Here is an 18,323-nt window from a genome sequence, read left to right on the forward strand (position 1 = left end):
TCATTGTTATTCATTAGTACGACAGCAGTTCTTTTGATAAAATAAAAGGAATAATGGATTATCTATAAATCAATTAATTAAAAAAATATGCAGATGGAAAAGTCCCATCAGAGTAATATTGCTTTTGAAGACAAAACTTTGAAATGGTTTATTTTGTGTTTTCAAAAACACTCATGGCCTTAATAATTTTTAAATCATCTAATGGTTTTGCTTGAATTTGCAAACCAACAGGAATAGAATCCACTTCACCTGCAGGGATGCTTGCTGCCGGAATGCCTGCTAGATTGGCTATCACTGTTAAAATATCGTAGGCATACATTTCCATTGGCTCTAACTTTTCACCAATTTCATGAGGAAGTTTAGGAACAGTAGGACCAACAATTAAATCAACATTTTCAAGCATTGAGGTAATTTCTCCTCTGATTACAGACCTTGCTTTTAATGCCTGTTTATAATATTTTCCACTAAATTCAGCTTCTGCAATATGTGAACCAATTTTAATTCTTCTTAATACTTCATCTCCACATACATCTTCGATTCTAGAACCATAATCCCTTCCATCATATTTTCTAGTAGCAGAGAAGAATTCTACATAGTTAATTAAGTAGTAAGTAGGTAAACACAAATCAATATAATCAAAACTCACTTCAACAAGTTCAGCACCAGCTTCAACTAATTTATTAATGGCTTTATTTACAGTTGCGTTAATTTCATCATCTGTAACCTCAATAAATTCTTTACATACAGCTATTTTCATACCTTCTAAGGAAGTGTCTTTTAATACTTCAGTAAAGTCCGGTTTATCCCAGTTGAGAGTTGTACATTCAGTTTGGTCATATTTTGCAATAGTATTTAATGCTAGTGCAATTCCACTCACATCATTTGCCAAAGGTCCAATTTGATCCAGACTCATTGATAAGTCAAGTAAACCTTGTCTTGAAACAGCACCATATGTTGGTTTGAATCCAATAACACCACAGTGAGATGCAGGATTTCTAATGGATCCTCCAGTATCCGAACCAATGGATATATCACACATTTGAGCTGCAATAGCTGCCGCACAACCACCAGAGGAACCTCCAGGAATCCTGCCCATGGCCGCCGGGTTTTGAGTAGGTCCATAGTAAGAAGTTTCGGTTGAACTTCCTGCTGCAAATTCATCCATATTCAATATACCAATGATTATACCATCTTCAGAAAGGATTTCTTCAACAGCAGTTGCGTTATAACTTCCAATATAATCTTCTAAGGTTTTGGAAGCTGCAGAAATAATTAAATCTTCAACATTAATGTTTGCTTTTATACCAAATACTAATCCAGCCAAAGTACCAACTTCATCGCCTTTTGCTATTTTTTCATCAATAGCTTCCGCTTGTTTCAATGCATTTTCTTTGTTTAATTCAATAAATGCATTAATTTCTTCGTTATTTTCATCGATAACTTTAATGAAACCTTCAACATTTTCTTTAGCTGTCATTTCTCCATGTTTAATGGAGTTTAATTTTTCAATAACGTTCATTAAAACACCTTAATAATCGTAAATTATAATACTATTACTCTATTTTTCAAGGTTTATAAAGTTGCTTTTTTACACTCATTTAGTCTTGTGACAGATTATTTTTTGATTAATTTACCCACTTAAATCATTTCAAGATAGTGGATGTATTGGCTTTAAATTATAAAAATCAACCAAAACGTCATGAAAAACTTGTTTAAAGAAATCACCTAGTTTTTAAATGAAAACTTTTTCACAAATTTTAAATATTTTTTTAAATAGTATTATAATCATGAAAAAGGCAGTGGTGTTTGATAACTCAGGAACATTGATTGAAAGGTATAGGGTTATTAAAGATGTGTTAAATGGTAATGTATTTACGGATATTAATTCTTTGGAAATTATAGAAGCGGCAGACGCTCTTGCTTTAGTTGTTCTTCAATTCAATACTAACAAACTCTTGGAACTTGATCAAAATACTTTAATTTCAGATGTTATTAAACAATTCAATATTGATTTTGACATTAGTTTCTCTACCAAGCAGGTTTCTAAGGCGGAAGTTAAAGAAATTCTTGACAATGAAAAAACAGCTGCAATCTATGATATCACCGACGGATTCGATATTTTACGTGAAAAGATTCCTACTATGGAATTGTGCAACGGGTCAGCTTTAATTGTTGACATGGATTTGGGCCAGGTTGCATATACCATTACTTCAGCAGGCAAATTTTTCCCAAAAGTTTTAGAAACGATTGAAATATTAAAGTCCCGCGGCATTGAAATATATATTGCATCAGGAGATAGAAAGGGAGCAATTAATAAATTGGCTAACATGTTAGATGTTCCCGAAGAAAATGCATATGGAACTGTTTCTACAAGAGGCAAATGTGAAGTTGTTTCTATTCTAAAAGAAGGAGGTTATAAAGTCATGATGGTTGGAGATGGTCTTAATGATATTTTAGCCTTTAAAAAAGCGGATATTAGTGTTTTAACAATCGAGCAACAGGAAGAAGTATCTCCAAAGATGTTGGATAAGACGGATTATGTTATAAATGATATTTTTGAAGTCACCAATATTGATTTTTAACTTTATTTTTTTAGCTATTTTAACTTATAACTTATATCTAATAACTTATAAAAAAATAATTAATTATAAGTTTTCAATGACTTTTTTACTTTTTAAGACATTATCAAAGTTGTTTAATTCGATAATTGCTGTATCTATTTTTTTAAGCAAATTCAAATCAAGTGTACCTTTGCCTAAGGTAATATGTTGATCTTTTTTACCATCATTATCATTTAAGTGACAATAGCTGATATTTTTTAAAGATAACATTTCTTCAAGGTTTCCGCATGTGTTTCCATGACCGGTGTCAATTGTCAAACAGCACCCAGTTTCTTTTTGAATCATCTCAATTTCTTCAACTTTATTGCCTAAAAATTTTCCATTGACCGGCATGTTTTCAACCGAAATTTCAACATTGGTATTGTCAATTATCTCCCCAATACTTTCAACAGCATATTCAAGTGCCCATTTCCTAAGATGAGGCTCATTTCTTCCAATGATTCCAGGATGCACAGTTATTGTATTCGCATTAATGCTTTCAGCATAGTGTCCACATTCAATCATTTGTTTAACACTTTCCAGTCTTATCCCTTTGTTTAGACTTGCTATGTTTATGTCAACTGTTGCAGCATGAATTCTCACATCAAGACCGCAGTCTTTAAACTCACCATTGTCATTTTCATAAAAGGGATCTTCACCTAAAATCTCAATTATTTCAAATCCGTGTTTTTTTGCCAGGTCTATGATTTTATTGTTATCTTCCATGAACACAGCTAGTGTTGTAAAACCAAGTTTCATATTAATGTATTTGTAATGTATTTATATTAAATTATTATATAATATTCTTAAAGGTGGAGTATTTATGAAAAATATAGAAACATTAAAAAAAGAAAATATGAATTTGTCTGAAAAAATTTATATTTTTGATACAACCTTAAGAGACGGTGAGCAGACACCCGGTGTTGCACTAACTGTTGATGAGAAAATCCAAATCGCTCAAAAACTCAATAACTTAGGGGTTGATAAAATAGAAGTGGGGTTTCCAGCTTCTTCAAAAGGCGAAATTGAATCTGCAAGAAAAATCAAATCTCTAGATTTGGATTCTACTTTGGTTGGTCTTTCAAGGTCTCTTAAAAATGATGTTGATGCAGTTCTTGATGCTGATTTAGAATATATTCATACTTTTATAGGTACTTCCCCATTGCATCGTGATTATAAATTGAAAATGTCTAAATCAGAAATTATAGCAAAAGCTTGCGAGGCTGTTGAATATGGAAAAGACCATGGTTTGACTGTTGAGTTTTCAGCTGAAGATGCAACAAGAACAGAAAGGGATTTTTTAGTTGAAGTTTACAGAGAGGTTGTAAGTTCAGGAGCTGACTTTTTAGATGTTCCGGACACAGTCGGTATTTTAACTCCAATTTTAACTCATGAATTAATCACAGATTTAAAGGATAGTTTCAAAATCCCTTTAAGTGTCCATTTCCACAATGATTTTGGTTTAGCAACTGCAAATACTTTGACAGCTATTGAATGCGGTGTTAATCAGGCACATGTCACTGTCAATGGTTTAGGTGAGAGAACAGGTAATTGCTCTTTAGAGGAGTTAGTTATGACTCTTAAAGCTTCATATGATATTGATTTGGGACTTGATACAACAAGATTATATAGTTTATCTAATTTGGTTGGACGTTTAACTGGAGTAAAAATGCCTGTTAACAAACCTATTGTTGGAGCCAATGCTTTTGCCCATGAATCTGGCATTCATGTTCATGGTATTTTAAATAATGCTTCTACTTATGAACCAATGTCACCTGAAATGGTAGGCCATTCTAGAAGAATCGTTTTAGGAAAACATACTGGAGCCAATGCTTTAAAATCAAAATTAAAAAAATATCACATTGATTTAAATGATAAGCAATTTGAAAAGGTTTTCAGTGAAATTAAATCTTTAGGGGATAGTGGTAAATGTGTTACTGATGATGAGTTGGTTGCTATTGCCATTACTGAACTTGGATCTGCTCGTGAAACTCCAATCATTATGAAAGGTTTAAGCATTTCAATGGGAGGCAATGTTTCTCCCACTGCAACAGTTAAATTGGAAATTGATGGGAATGAAAAAGAGGCTTCAAGCACTGGTGTAGGTCCGGTTGATGCCGCTTTAAATGCAATTCGTTTATTGGTTAAGGACACCGTTGATATTAAACTTGAAGAATATAATCTAGAAGCTATCACCGGAGGTACTGATGCATTAGCTGAGGTATTCGTTATCAGTTCAGATTCAGATGACAACAAATCAACCGGCAGATCCACTAATCAGGACATTGTTATGGCCAGTATTTTAGCAGTTCTTGATTCCATGAATAAATTATTGTTAATTAAAAGAGCGTAATTTAGATATTTTCATGCATGCACTTAGAACAAACAGGATATGTTTAAATGTTATTTTAATTCTGATTTTAAAAATAGAAGGAAGCAATAATGTATTATATGGTGTTGATGAGGGTTATAAGATAAACAAAGAGTTTTATCAAAATCTCTTTAATACATTTCTTTCAAAGAGGTATTTTGAAAGCAATATGTTTGAAGTTCCTTTTCCATGAGCCTCTACATTACTTTTTAATATAGCTTTTAAGACACTGTCTATATCTTTTTCACAATCAATTAAACTAAAACAATCACCGACAAATTTCCAGTAGTGTGCATCACTAGCACCTAATGTTGGAATGTTTTCCTTTTTTGCTAATTTTTTTGCTTTATTGTTGCAATATCCAATAATAAATCTTGCATTTTTAGTTTCTATCGCATCAATTTTCAAGTTCTTGTAATCAATTTTACATAAAAGGCCGTGTCTATAAAAACAATATGGATGAGGTATTATTGCAAGACCTCCCAAATCATGAATTTTATCTATTGTTTCTTCAGGTGATAAGCCTCTAGGTATGTTTTCCTCACACCCGAAACCAAGAATATGGCCGAGTGTGGAAGAGATTTCTATTGACGGAATTGCTAGTATATCGGTGTTCCTAGTTTTTGCCAAAACTTCGCTAGTTCCATCAACGGTATTGTGATCACTTATAGCTATTATGTCAATATTTTCCTTTTGTGCGGTTTTTAAAATATCATCAATTTTTGAGTTGGAATCGGGAGAGTATTCACTGTGAATATGGGAGTCCATCTTAAGCATTTTATCTATCCTTGAATTGTTTTAATCAAGCCAATTGTTCCGGTCATCATAACATCTCCACCGGGAGCAGCATGATGCCAATCTAGATTTGTTTTTTCTATTAGCTCTCTTTTAGGTCCGCTAACAATAACTCTCTCAATTTTTGATATTGGATTTAATACATGTGCGCCATGTCCATGGTCATTATAAACTTCTTCATTAGTAATTTCACCAGAAGCTAAACGTTTTATGTATCTTTCAAGGGATTCGTCTGTTAAACTGGAGGTATGATGTTCGAATACTCCTTGAATTTTACCATCTTCGATTGATGCTGCTGTTGTATGGCCATTTCCAATATCTATTACAATAAAACTATTTAATTTTTTAGCTACTTCGTCAAAACACATTCCAGCTATTGAAGCAAATTTTGTATCCATTAATAATGGTGTTTTAGTGATGCCTTCATTTTTCAAGATTCTTCGCACAGCCTGCATTCTTGTCAAATATTCAGGTAAATTATCTCTAAATCCAAATTCCAATGGGGAAATAGGTTCTGAGATTTTTTCTCTTATTTTTTCGAATCTAAAATCTCTGTCTCCTATATTTTCATTATAACCATGATCCTGTACTGCAATTGCAATTTCATCAAAATCAAATTCCAAATCATATCCAAGTAAAAATTTGGATAATTTTGTAATGTTTATATCTCCCATGAAGATTTTTGAATAGGTCGAATAATCTTTTGAATCATCTGATAGTTCTATTCCAAATGATTTAACCTGTTCTAGGTTGTCACGAATTGTCTTAGCACACACAGGTTCCATTACTACATTATAACCTTTGTCCATGTGCTCTAAGATAGAACGTTTAATTTTTCCTCCACCCATTATTTCTCCTTCAAAGTAAATGTCATTTTCAATTTCTTGTATTTGTTGAGAGATATATAGGTGCGGGGATGGAAGAACAAGTTTAATAGCGTTTTCTAATTCTTTTTCACTATCATAAATCATCATATCTTGAGTTCCAGTTCCAACATCAATAGCTAAAATTCTCATGGTTAAACATTATTGTTGTTTATATTATTAATAATTAAAGTGTACATATTTGTACAACAAACCTTTATATAGTACATTAATGTAATTATTAGTATGAATTACAAAATAACTTTAAACTCAAATGAAGTGCCTAAGGAATGGTACAATATTAATGCTGACTTACCTGTTGAACTTCCAATGCCTAAAAATAGTGAAGGAAAAGATCAAATTGCTTCACTTCAAAAAGCATTTACCAGAGCAGGTTTAGAACAAGAGTTTTCACAAGAAAGATATATCAAAATACCTAAAGAGGTTAGAAAACTTTACATGCAAATGGGAAGGCCTTCTCCTTTATTTAGAGCTACTAAATTGGAAGAGTATCTCAATACTCCTGCTAAAATTTATTATAAACGGGAAGATACTTCTCCAACTGGTTCGCATAAGCTAAATTCAGCAATACCTCAAGCATACTTTGCCAAAAAAGAGGGTGTTGAAAGATTGACTACTGAAACCGGTGCAGGACAATGGGGAACCGCTTTATCTCTTGCATGTAACCTTTTAGATTTAGATTGTACAGTTTACATGGTTAAAGTTTCCTTTAATCAAAAGCCTGATAGAAAAAATATCATGAATATCTATAACGGTAACGTTTATGCATCCCCTAGTGAAAATACTAAGATTGGACGTGAAATTTTAGCCAAAAATCCAGATCACCCCGGTTCACTTGGTGTTGCAATTTCAGAAGCTATGGAAGAAGCACTGGAAAATGAAGAAGTCAAATACACATTAGGCAGTGTTCTTAACCATGTAATGCTACATCAATCAATCATTGGTCAAGAACTTAAAAAACAATTGGAAATTGCAGATGAAACTCCAGATGTCATGATTGCTTGTGCTGGTGGTGGAAGTAATCTTTCTGGGTTTTTATTCCCGTTTATCAAAGATAAAATCGATGGCAAATCAGATACTCAGTTCATTGCTGTTGAACCAAGTGCTTGCCCTACTTTAACCAAAGGTAATTATGAATATGATTTTGGTGATGTTAGTGGATTTACTCCAATGCTTAAGATGTTCACATTAGGCCATGACTTTGTAGCTCCATCAGTTCATGCTGGTGGATTAAGATACCATGGAATGTCTCCACAGATTTCCCTTTTAACTAAAGAAGGGTATATTGAACCTAGATCTGCCCATCAAAGAGAGGTATTTGAAGCAGGAATTACTTTTGCTCGTAATGAAGGTGTTCTTCCTGCTCCTGAAACTACCCATGCTATTAAAATAGCCATTGATGAGGCATTGAAATGTAAAGAAACTGGTGAGGAAAAAACTATTGTTGTGAACTTCTCCGGTCATGGAATGTTAGATTTAAAAGGATATGCTAGCTATTTTGAAGGGAATATGCCTGATGCTAAATAATCCTTTTTTATTTTTTTTATATTTTTTAGTTATAACTTATAACTTTTAACTTATTACTTTTAATTCATTAGTTATAACTTATAAGTATTAACGAATAACTAATAACTTATTTGTGAAAACAAATAATTTATAAGGAAGAAGTTATAAAATATAACTTATTTGTTAAAAGTTAGTTATGATAAGTTATTTCTTAAAACTTATTTTTTATAATTTAGAAGTTTTAACTTAAAACTTAATTCCTATCCCTTAGAAGTTAGAACTGATAAGTTATTTCATTTAAGTTTTAAATTGAAAGATATGACTTATTTCTTTTAACTTATACTGGATAACTTAAATGTTATTCTTTAGCATTTTGAATTTTTAAGTTATAACTCATAACTATTAACTTAAAACTTATCAAATTTAGGAGAATTCTTTAATGAGTGAAGTAATTGCAGTGATGAATCAAAAGGGAGGATGTGGTAAGACAACAACTGTTGTAAATACTGCAACATCCCTAGCGGTAATGGGCGAATCTGTTTTAGTTGTGGACATGGATCCTCAAGCTAATGCTACTACAAGTTTTGGCATTGATAAAACTAAAATAGAAAATACAATATATGATGCTATCATTGGGGATATAAATGTAAAAAAAGCAACAATTCCTACGTTTATTAAAAATTTGTTTATTATCCCAAGTAATATATCCCTTAGTGGTGCCGGAATGGAGCTTTCTCGACGTGAAAATTATCATATAATTTTAAAAGAAACTCTTGAAGAGGTTGTACCATTATTTGACTATATATTCATCGATTTACCTCCTTCATTAGGAGTAATAACCGTTAATGCATTAGTAGCTTCCGATAGTGTATTAATCCCTATTCAAGCTGAGTATTATGCACTTGAAGGAGTAGCAGATTTAATTAATACAATAAAATTAGTTGAAAAAAGACTTAGAAGTCCCACTCCAATTAAAGGAATTCTCCTCACTTTATTTGATAAAAGAACTCGACTTAGTAAAGACGTTTACAAAGAACTTAAAAATTATTTTGGCGGAACTGATCTGCTGTTTAAAACTATCATTCCAAGAAATATTAGATTAGCTGAAGCACCTAGTTTCGGTAAACCTTGTTTAGTTTACGATCCAGAAAGTACTGGAACAAAAGCGTATCTTAGATTAGCTAAAGAAATTATTCAAAGAGATGAAAACCTTAGTTTGAATGAAGCTAAATCAAAAATAGATATTAATGACAAGTCTCAATCTAAAATTGTAAAAAATTCAGAAAAGAGTGAGAGTGGTGCATAATGGTTAGAAAAGGACTTGGAAAAGGTTTAGATTCATTAATTCCAGATTTTTATAATGAAGATTTTGATAGTAATTCACCTCAATCTCTTGAAGACATGCTTAAAGAAAATGATGATGATGCTGTTGATGATATAGAAAATAAACAAGATACTGTTGAAGAAGTTAAGGATATAAAATCTACACAAGACGATATCGAGAATACAGAATCTAAACAAGAGGATAAAGAAGAAATTGTAGCCGATAATGATGATAAAAAAGATAATTCAACTTCAGAAGGAAGTGGAATAGTCAAAGAAGAGAGTCCAGAGGAAAAAACATATGAAGAAACTCAAGAGGGCAGTGAATCATCCGAAAACTTATCTGGCGATAAAAGCAGTGAAGGTTCTCTACAAACATCACATGAACTCGAAATCCAACAAAAACATGTAGAAGAAGTTAAAAAGATTGTTGATAAAAATCCAAGGATTACCTTATGGTCTTCAAAATCTTCTGCGGTATTTAGATACTTAAGAAAAACTGAGCCGGAATTTAGCATTTCTAAAGAAGCTTCTGTTTTAATTGAAGAAGTTGTTTCTAAAAAATATCCTGAAATTTGGGCATTATTCGATGAAAATTAAATGTATCATATAATATGGTTTACACTTGAAATCATTATCAATAGATTTAATATAATCTATTGTTTATAATTTTTTTTCTATTATTTCATTAATTTAATGATAAATTATTTTAAAAACATTTTTCTCTAAAACTCATTTAATACTACCCACAGTCTAAAAATCAAAAGTTGTTTGATATTCACCACTTATTTTTATATAAGGTTCAGCTCTATCAACTACAACACCTAATTTTCTCAACTGTTCTTTATTGGAGAATGGTATTTTTTTACGAATAGATATGATTTCACGAGCTGATTTCATACCAATTCCTGGAACTCTTATCAATTCTATAAGTGGAGCTCTGTTGATTTCTACAGGGAAAATATTCATATTTTCTGCAGCTAGAATTTTCGGATCTTGAGTTAATAACAGATTATCATTATTATCAAAAACTAACTCTTTAACATCGTAGTGATAGTCATTCAGTAAACTATCAGCATTATAAAGTTTTGATGTTCTATCAGTTGAACATGATTCTTTATTTGAAAATTCAGTTTCTTGAACAGGAGTAAATGCTGAGAAATATGTTCTTTTTAATTCTGATTTTTTGTATATTTTTTCCATTCTACTAAGTATTTCCCTATCACTTTCATTGTTTGCTCCAATAATTAATTGTGTAGTGTGAGTAGAATTTGGATATGTGGTGCTTTTATGTTGTAGATTATTTATCCAGGATAATCTTTTCAATATATCTTTATTATAATCCTTTGTAGATGATAGTTCTGCAAGTCCTGAAGGTGTTGCAGCTTCAATATTTATACTAACTCTGTTTGCTAAAGCCATTGCTCTTTTAATTGAGTCTTTACTTGCTCCAGGCACTATTTTTAAATGAATATAATCATCATATCCATATTTTTTCCTTAAAAGATGGACAGTTTCTATTTGGTTTTCCATAGTAGATTCTACATCACTTGAAATTCCCGAACTTAAAAACAATCCATTAACTAATCCTCTGTTATAATATCCAAGAAATGCTTTTGCAAGCTCTTCAGGTGAAAGTTCTAATCTGGTAAAATTTCTTTTTGATTGGTTAATGCAGTATTTACAATCATTTTTACATTTATTAGTTTGCAGTGTTTTGAAAAGAGGAATCTTACATCCATTATGACCAATAGCTTCATATATTCCTGGAAGATTTACTTGTGAGCTTTTATGATGACTTACATAATCACATAAATCATATTGTGCCGAATCTGTTAGAATTTTCATTTTTTCTAGTGTGGTCATAAGTAATAATATGTGTTCTTATATTTAATTAATGTTTTTTTTTGCAAATATTTTAAAACATATTAATTCCATATATAATACTGAATTGATTAAATTGTGTGATTAAATGAAAAGTGATAGTGTAAAAAATGGAATTCAAAGAGCCCCACATAGGTCTTTATTAAGAGCATGTGGTTTAAAAGATGATGATTTTGAAAAACCATTTATTGGTATTGCTAATAGTTTCACTGATATTGTACCTGGACATATTCACTTAAGAGAACTTGTTGAATTTGTAAAAGATGGAATTGAAGCTGCTGGAGGAATTCCATTTGAATTCAACACAATGGCAGTTTGTGATGGAATTAGTATGAACCATGAAGGAATGAAATATTCCCTTCCTTCACGTGAAATTATTGCAGCTACGGTAGAGTCTATGACTAAAGGCCATGCTTTTGATGGTTTGGTTTTAATTCCAAGTTGTGATAAGGTTGTTCCTGGAATGATTATGGGTGCAGCAAGAGTGAATGTTCCGTCAATTGTTGTAACTGGAGGACCTATGGAATCTGGAGAATATGATGGCAAACCAGCAGATTTAATTACTGTATTTGAAGCTGTTGGTGCACATGCTGTAGGTAAAATGTCTGAAGAGGAAGTACTTGAACTTGAAAGATGTGCTTGTCCTGGAGCTGGAAGTTGTTCTGGATTGTTTACAGCTAATACGATGGCTTGCATAACTGAAACATTTGGCCTATCTCTTCCAACTTGCGCTACAACACATGCAAGAACTGAAGAAAACAATCAAATTGCTTACAACTCCGGTCGCCAAATAATTGAATTGGTTAAACAAGATATTAAACCGTCAGATATTTTAACCCAAGAATCTTTCAACAATGCTATTGCAGTTGATATGGCCTTAGGCGGATCATCTAATACTGCTTTACATATTCCAGCTATTGCTAGTGAAGTTGAAGGTTTAAGTGTTGATTTAGATTTATTTGATGAAATTTCAAGAAACGTACCTCATATCACTCTTATTTCCCCTGCTGGTGAAGATTCAATGATGGATTTGCACTTAGCTGGTGGTATTCAGGCTGTTCTTAAAACTCTTGGAGATAAAATTAACACAGATCAATTAACCGTAACAGGCAAAACCATTAAAGAAAATTTAAAAACTGTTGAAAATAAAAACACTGATGTAATCCATACATTGGATACTCCGGTTCATGCTGATGGAGGTATTGCAATTCTTAAAGGTAATTTAGCACCTAACGGTAGTGTTGTTAAAAAAGGTGCTGTTGCAGACCATTTAATGCATCTTAAAGGACCTGCTAAAGTTTATGACTCTGAAGAAGAGGTTACAAAAGCTATATTTGGTCATGAAATCGGTGAAGGTGACATTGTAGTTATTAGATATGAGGGTCCAAAAGGAGGTCCGGGCATGCGTGAAATGTTAAATCCAACATCTGCCCTTGCAGGAATGAATATTAAAGATGTAGGATTAATAACTGATGGAAGATTTTCTGGAGGAACTCGTGGGCCATGTATTGGCCATGTATCTCCTGAAACAAGAGAAAATGGACCAATTGCAGCAATTCAAAATGGAGATATAATTGAAATTGATATTGAAAACAGATCTATCAATGTAGAATTATCTGATGAAGAAATTGAAGCAAGATTAAAAGATGTAAAACACCCTGAAAGTGATGTTTCAGGTTGGTTAGCGTTATATCAAAAATTAGTTCACTCAGCAGACACTGGAGCTATTTTAAGGTAGTGTCAAAATGGAAATATTAAAATACTCTGAAATCAATTTACAAGAGACTGTTAAAAGGTCGGAACAAGACATCAACAATGTTTTAGATACAGTATCTGAAATTTTAGAAAATGTTCGTGTAGATAAGGATCAAGCTATTCGCAAATATACAGAAAAATTTGATGGTGTACTAATAGAAAATTTAAAAGTATCAAAAGACGAAATTAAAGAGGCTTATGATACTTTAGATGATGAATTATTAACTGCTTTAAAAAATGCAGCATCAAACATTGAAAAATTTCACAAAAAGCAAATTCCAACCGAATGGGAAATGAAAGTAAATCCAGGAATTGTTGCAGGGCAAATTGTAAGGCCTATTAACTCAGCCGGCTGTTACATACCTGGAGGTAGAGCTGCTTATCCTTCTTCAATATTGATGACTGTAATACCTGCTAAAATCGCAGGAGTTGAAAAGGTGGTATGTGTAACTCCGCCTCAAAAAGATGGGAAAATATTAGATGCTATTTTAGTGGCTGCTGATATTGCAGGTGCTGATGAGATTTATAAGGTTGGTGGAGCACAGGCTATTGCTGCACTGGCTTATGGAACTGAATCTGTTTGTCAAGTAGAAAAAATTGTAGGGCCAGGAAATATATTCGTTACTGCCGCTAAAAAATTAGTTTATGGACAAGTAGATATCGAGTTTCCAGCAGGTCCATCAGAAGTCTTAATTTTAGCTGATGAGTCTGCAAATCCTGAATTTTTAGCTACAGACATATTAGCTCAAGCAGAACATGATCCTAATGCTTCCTGTTTTTTAGTAACTGATAGTGAAAATTTGGCTATTGAAGTTGATGAACATGTTAAAAAACTAACGGAAATTGCATCTAGACGTGAAATTATAGAGGAATCATTGTTTAAAAGCGGAAAAATTATTATTACAGATACTTTTGATGAAGCTATTCAGGTTACAAATGAATATGCTCCCGAACATTTAATCATAACTACTAAAAATGATGATGAAATCCTATCATGCATTAACAATGCAGGTTCTATCTTTTTAGGAGCTTATTCTCCTGTTGCCGCTGGAGATTATGGGTCCGGTACAAACCATGTTCTTCCAACCGGAGGGGGAGCTAAAATGTATTCAGGTCTTTCAACTGAAGCTTTTATTAAAAAACCAACTGTTCAAAGATTAACTAAAGATGGTTTAAAAGAATTGTCTAAAACATCTGTTCCTATTGCTGAGTATGAGGGTTTCTTTGCTCATGCAAATTCATTTAAAACAAGATTAAGAGACGATTAATTGGGTTTTGAACATATTGATATTGAAGATATGGGTGAGGATGATTTAATTAGGAGCGATATGAAACAGAACTAATTTCCAATTTTAATTACACATTTGCCAAGATCAGATAAATGCATTGAAATTATTGAAGAGTTATTTGGCCTTGGCGGAAATTCCTTTGTTATGGAACATGCTGCTGGTGCAGCCTTTTATAAATTCACATTCCATAAAATGCAGAGCTAATGAAAACCCGTTGGAAATGTACTGTCACGGTCTATTGCCATGATGGCACTGTTTATTTAAATATTTATATTCTATATTGAATACTTCAAAACACTACCAAAACATAAAACGAATTTAAGAACCATAAATGGATAATGTGGTGGATAAATCTACGAAACAGATGTATTGAAAGAAATTTTCCCACAAAAAACAACACTAAAAATCAATCAAAAAAATGAAAATACATCATGATAATTTTAGGTATATCAAAAAAACTAATAAAATTGACAATGCTTTTTAAAAAAACAATGTCAAAATCAAGAAAACGAATTTTCAAGATAACACAAGGTATTTTAAATGAATTTATCCAGAAATTTAATTTGGAATGAAAATCGAATAATTAATTTTAAAAATCCACAAAATTTTTGAAAGTGCTTTATAATCCGAAAGATTTAATTACTTTGAAAACATATGGATAATCGAAAAATAAGTATTTTTATTATTCATATTAATATTTATTCTTCATTTAAATTATATAATACATGTTTTTTTAATACGATGTGAAATTTCAAATATAATATTGGCACTTGAATTTAAAAATACTTTTCATTAAATTGAGTAAAAATAAAAAAATTAATATCAAAAAATAATAAAAATTGTTAGTCATTTACAAAAATAGAATTTTTAAAAAACTTTTTGCAATAATCAAATAATATTTTATAAAACCTTACTTTTAATATTTATAATAGAAAGGATTGTACTGTAACGGTGCATTCCCTGTTATATATATTAAACTGAGATTGTTTAATTAAATTAACAAAATATGAGGATTTTAAAATTAGATTAAAAAAATTAATTATATTAATCGTAATATTTTCTTTTGTTTTTTGTATCATATCTACAGCATCTGCAACAGATATTAACAATTTAACTAATGATGATATATCAACTATGAATGCACCAATTATAGATGAAAAAAATGAGCATAGTCCCATTTTATCTAGAAATGAAGGTTCTTTTACTGATTTAAAAGAATTAATTAATCAAAATACTAATGGTACTTTAGATTTAGATAGGAATTATAAATTTAATAGTCATGTTGACAGTAGTTTGAGTAATGGAATTGAAATTAATAAGAATTTAGTTATAAATGGAAATAACTTTGTCATTGACGGTAATCATGAAAGTACTATATTTAAAAATTCAAGATCTATTAATTATTTAATTATTAATAACTTGTCTTTAATTAATGCTAATTCTAATGTATGGGGAGGAGCATGTAATTTTATTAGTGTAAAAAATAATATCACTTTTAATAATGTAAATTTTACAAATAATTTCGCTAAATTTGGTGCTGGAGCTATTTATGCAACAGCATGTACAGATGTAACCCTTATCAATTCATATTTCAATAATAATTCTGTTAATCCTCTCCCCCATTAATGGAGGATATGGAGGAGTCATTATTGCAAATAATAATTTAAAAATTAATAATTGCTATTTTATTAATAATTTTGCAAACCGTGATGGAGGAGTTATTTATACTATGACTGGACGTAATTTGACAATTAACAATAGTAGATTTATCAATAATTCCGCAAAATCTTATGGAAACATTTTCTTTGGAGGATCAATTAATATTAATAGTTCTATTTTTATTAACAACTTCGCAGAAAGAGGAGGAGTTGTTTATAGTAGTAGCGGATTTATTAATATTTCAAACTCAGAGTTTGATAATAATTTTGCAAGGGGAGAAAATATAAGTTATGGGGGTTGTATTTATGCAGAAGGATATTATAATCAATCAATAGATATTACAAATTCTAAATTTACCAATAACTTTGTAATAAGTAACCGAGATTGTTATGGTGGGTGTATTTTTGGAGGAAAATATGTTAATATTACCAACACCGAATTTACCAATAACTCCGCCCAATCTAAAACAAACACAAGTTATTCAGGAGTTATTTGGACTAGTTATTTAAGTTTAAATAATTCAACCTTTGTAAATAATAGTGGTCCTTCATCAATTATACAGTCTACTGTATTAATCATGTCAGATTCTTTTATTGAAGGAAACATTGCAGAGTATCGTGCAATAATTAAAGCAACTAATAGTACAGTTACAAATTCATGCATCTCAAACAATCATGGCAGATATGGTATTTTGTACACTGAGAAAGGACAAATTTCAAATTCAAAATTTAAAAATAATATTGCGGGAAAAAGTGCAGGAGTAACTGCCGATAATATATCAATTTTTAATTCTACTTTTACAGACAATATTGGAAATTTTGCTGGTGCGGTTCTTTCAATAAACGCTATTATTTCTGATTCTAATTTTACCAATAATCAAGGATATTTATCTAAAGACATTATTGCATTAACTCCACTAAATTCTATTAATAATTTATTTGATGATGCTAAAGTTTATAAGAGTTGGGGATGTGAATAATACTAAAATCTTAGATAATGGAACCTTAAAAATCTTTAATTTTTCCATTGCATTAACTCCGCTAGGACAGTCTATTTTAACATATAATTGTAGTTATGTTAATCCAACTGATCTTATAATCAGCAAGGTTGCTAATGAATCATGTGTTCTTAATGGTTCTTTAGTGTCTTGGAACATTACTGTCTGGAACAACGGCAGTATTGATGCATTTGATGTAATTGTCAATGATACATTGCCAGAAGGATTTATATTAAAAAATAGTTCTAGTAATCTTATTTGGAATATTGGAACTTTACTTGCAGGTAATAGTATATCTTTCACTATAGAAACCATAGCTATTAAAGTAGGAAATTGGACGAATATTGCGAAAGTAACTACAAGCACACTAGAAACTAACTATACAAACAATGAGGATAATGATACCGTTCAAGTAATCAAACCTGATATTGCTGTTGAGAAATTATCTTTGAATAAAACTGTTTATATTAGTAATCAGACTGTGTTTACAATTATTGTTCGCAATACTGGTGATTGTGATTTGGGCAATGTCTTTGTTGTTGAAAAAATTCCTAAAGGTTTAGTTTACAATTCATTTAAAGGTATTAATTGGTCTTATAATAATAGTCGATTTATATATGGTGGAATTTTAAAAGTTGGCAAGTCTGTTAGCTTTAATATAGTCTTTGACACGGTTAGTCCAGGTAATTGGACCAATGTTGTTGTTGCAGGTTCAAATGGAACAGGTAACAAAACCGCTAATAATACTACTGAAGTTTATAAACCTGGCCTAAATGTGGAAAAAATCACTTTAAATCCAGTAGTGCATGTTGGCGAAATTACTTCATTTAAAATTATCGTAACTAATACTGGGGATTGTAAACTTGGAAATGTTTTTGTACATGAGGATAGCTATAAAGGTTTAAAATTCCATAGTTTCTTTGGTAATAACTGGAAACAAAAAGGAGATAATTTCTATTATCAGGGGATTTTAAACCCTGGTGAGTCAGCATCATTTATCGTATCATTTACTACTTTAACGCCTGGAAATTTCACAAACATTGTTACTGCTGGTTCAAACATTACTGCTAATAAAACCGCTGAAAATAAAACCGAAGTAATTAAAGAAAATCCTCATAACCCAAATAATAAAACTATAATAATTAAAGAGAATCATACTAAAACAGATAATGGCCATGATATTAAAGTGCATACTTCAAGAGCAACAGGTAATCCATTATTCGCATTATTCCTGGTTCTATTAATGATTAGTATGACTTC

At 31.1% G+C, this 18,323-nt stretch carries 15 protein-coding genes and 1 pseudogene; 11 read left to right on the forward strand and 5 right to left on the reverse strand.

Features of this window, described 5'->3' with window-relative positions:
• Positions 1 to 148: 148 nt before the first annotated feature.
• Positions 149 to 1,519 (reverse strand): Asp-tRNA(Asn)/Glu-tRNA(Gln) amidotransferase subunit GatA, encoded by a 1,371-nt coding sequence (gatA, locus tag Q9968_RS05685; RefSeq protein WP_305514317.1) that lies wholly within the window; start codon positions 1,517 to 1,519, stop codon positions 149 to 151.
• 268 nt (positions 1,520 to 1,787) lie between these two features.
• On the opposite strand from gatA, the gene Q9968_RS05690 reads away from it, so the two are divergent.
• Entirely contained in the window at positions 1,788 to 2,582 is a 795-nt protein-coding gene (locus tag Q9968_RS05690; RefSeq protein WP_305514319.1) for an HAD family hydrolase, read from the forward strand.
• Between the two features lie 63 nt (positions 2,583 to 2,645).
• On the opposite strand, the gene Q9968_RS05695 is transcribed toward Q9968_RS05690, so the two are convergent.
• Entirely contained in the window at positions 2,646 to 3,359 is a 714-nt protein-coding gene (locus Q9968_RS05695; RefSeq protein WP_305514321.1) for a sugar phosphate isomerase/epimerase, read from the reverse strand.
• A gap of 64 nt (positions 3,360 to 3,423) precedes the next feature.
• On the opposite strand from Q9968_RS05695, the gene Q9968_RS05700 reads away from it, so the two are divergent.
• Positions 3,424 to 4,953, forward strand: coding sequence for a 2-isopropylmalate synthase (locus Q9968_RS05700; RefSeq protein WP_305514323.1), 1,530 nt, complete (start codon positions 3,424 to 3,426; stop codon positions 4,951 to 4,953).
• A gap of 138 nt (positions 4,954 to 5,091) precedes the next feature.
• On the opposite strand, the gene Q9968_RS05705 is transcribed toward Q9968_RS05700, so the two are convergent.
• On the reverse strand, positions 5,092 to 5,748 hold the full coding sequence (locus Q9968_RS05705; protein ID WP_305514325.1) for a PHP domain-containing protein: 657 nt from the start codon (positions 5,746 to 5,748) through the stop codon (positions 5,092 to 5,094).
• Positions 5,749 to 5,753: 5 nt separating this feature from the next.
• Positions 5,754 to 6,782, reverse strand: coding sequence for a DUF1786 domain-containing protein (locus tag Q9968_RS05710; protein WP_305514327.1), 1,029 nt, complete (start codon positions 6,780 to 6,782; stop codon positions 5,754 to 5,756).
• 93 nt (positions 6,783 to 6,875) lie between these two features.
• On the opposite strand from Q9968_RS05710, the gene Q9968_RS05715 reads away from it, so the two are divergent.
• From Q9968_RS05715 to Q9968_RS05725, 3 genes and pseudogenes are all read left to right on the forward strand, one after another.
• A complete protein-coding gene (locus Q9968_RS05715) occupies positions 6,876 to 8,177 on the forward strand; it encodes a TrpB-like pyridoxal phosphate-dependent enzyme (RefSeq protein WP_305514328.1) in 1,302 nt (433 codons plus the stop codon).
• A 418-nt stretch (positions 8,178 to 8,595) separates the two neighbouring features.
• A pseudogene (locus tag Q9968_RS05720) lies at positions 8,596 to 9,360 on the forward strand (ParA family protein); the annotation flags it as partial.
• 101 nt (positions 9,361 to 9,461) lie between these two features.
• A complete protein-coding gene (locus Q9968_RS05725; RefSeq protein ID WP_305514330.1) occupies positions 9,462 to 10,079 on the forward strand; it encodes an AAA family ATPase in 618 nt (205 codons plus the stop codon).
• 153 nt (positions 10,080 to 10,232) lie between these two features.
• Here the strand turns inward: Q9968_RS05725 and Q9968_RS05730 are convergent, their stop codons facing one another.
• Entirely contained in the window at positions 10,233 to 11,345 is a 1,113-nt protein-coding gene (locus Q9968_RS05730) for a radical SAM protein (protein WP_342765944.1), read from the reverse strand.
• A gap of 106 nt (positions 11,346 to 11,451) precedes the next feature.
• Here Q9968_RS05730 and ilvD point away from each other — a divergent pair, with 106 nt between their 5' ends.
• From ilvD to Q9968_RS05760, 6 genes are all read left to right on the forward strand, one after another.
• A complete protein-coding gene (gene ilvD, locus Q9968_RS05735; RefSeq protein ID WP_305514333.1) occupies positions 11,452 to 13,101 on the forward strand; it encodes a dihydroxy-acid dehydratase in 1,650 nt (549 codons plus the stop codon).
• A 7-nt stretch (positions 13,102 to 13,108) separates the two neighbouring features.
• Positions 13,109 to 14,386: a histidinol dehydrogenase gene (hisD, locus tag Q9968_RS05740; RefSeq protein WP_305514335.1), complete on the forward strand. Its 1,278-nt coding sequence runs from the start codon at positions 13,109 to 13,111 to the stop codon at positions 14,384 to 14,386.
• 96 nt (positions 14,387 to 14,482) lie between these two features.
• Positions 14,483 to 14,611 (forward strand): hypothetical protein, encoded by a 129-nt coding sequence (locus tag Q9968_RS05745; protein WP_305514337.1) that lies wholly within the window; start codon positions 14,483 to 14,485, stop codon positions 14,609 to 14,611.
• A 930-nt stretch (positions 14,612 to 15,541) separates the two neighbouring features.
• Positions 15,542 to 16,033, forward strand: a complete 492-nt coding sequence (locus tag Q9968_RS05750) for a hypothetical protein (protein ID WP_305514339.1) — start codon at positions 15,542 to 15,544, stop codon at positions 16,031 to 16,033.
• A gap of 103 nt (positions 16,034 to 16,136) precedes the next feature.
• Positions 16,137 to 17,045 carry a hypothetical protein gene (locus Q9968_RS05755; RefSeq protein ID WP_305514341.1) on the forward strand — a complete coding sequence of 303 codons (909 nt, stop codon included), beginning with the start codon at positions 16,137 to 16,139 and terminating at the stop codon, positions 17,043 to 17,045.
• Positions 17,038 to 18,323, forward strand: a 1,286-nt coding sequence (locus tag Q9968_RS05760; protein ID WP_305514343.1) for a DUF11 domain-containing protein, incomplete at its 3' end; no start/stop codon positions are given. The genes Q9968_RS05755 and Q9968_RS05760, both read left to right, overlap by 8 nt.

The sequence above is a fragment of the Methanobrevibacter sp. V14 genome, from assembly GCF_963082475.1.
Taxonomy (GTDB): Archaea; Methanobacteriota; Methanobacteria; order Methanobacteriales; family Methanobacteriaceae; genus Methanocatella.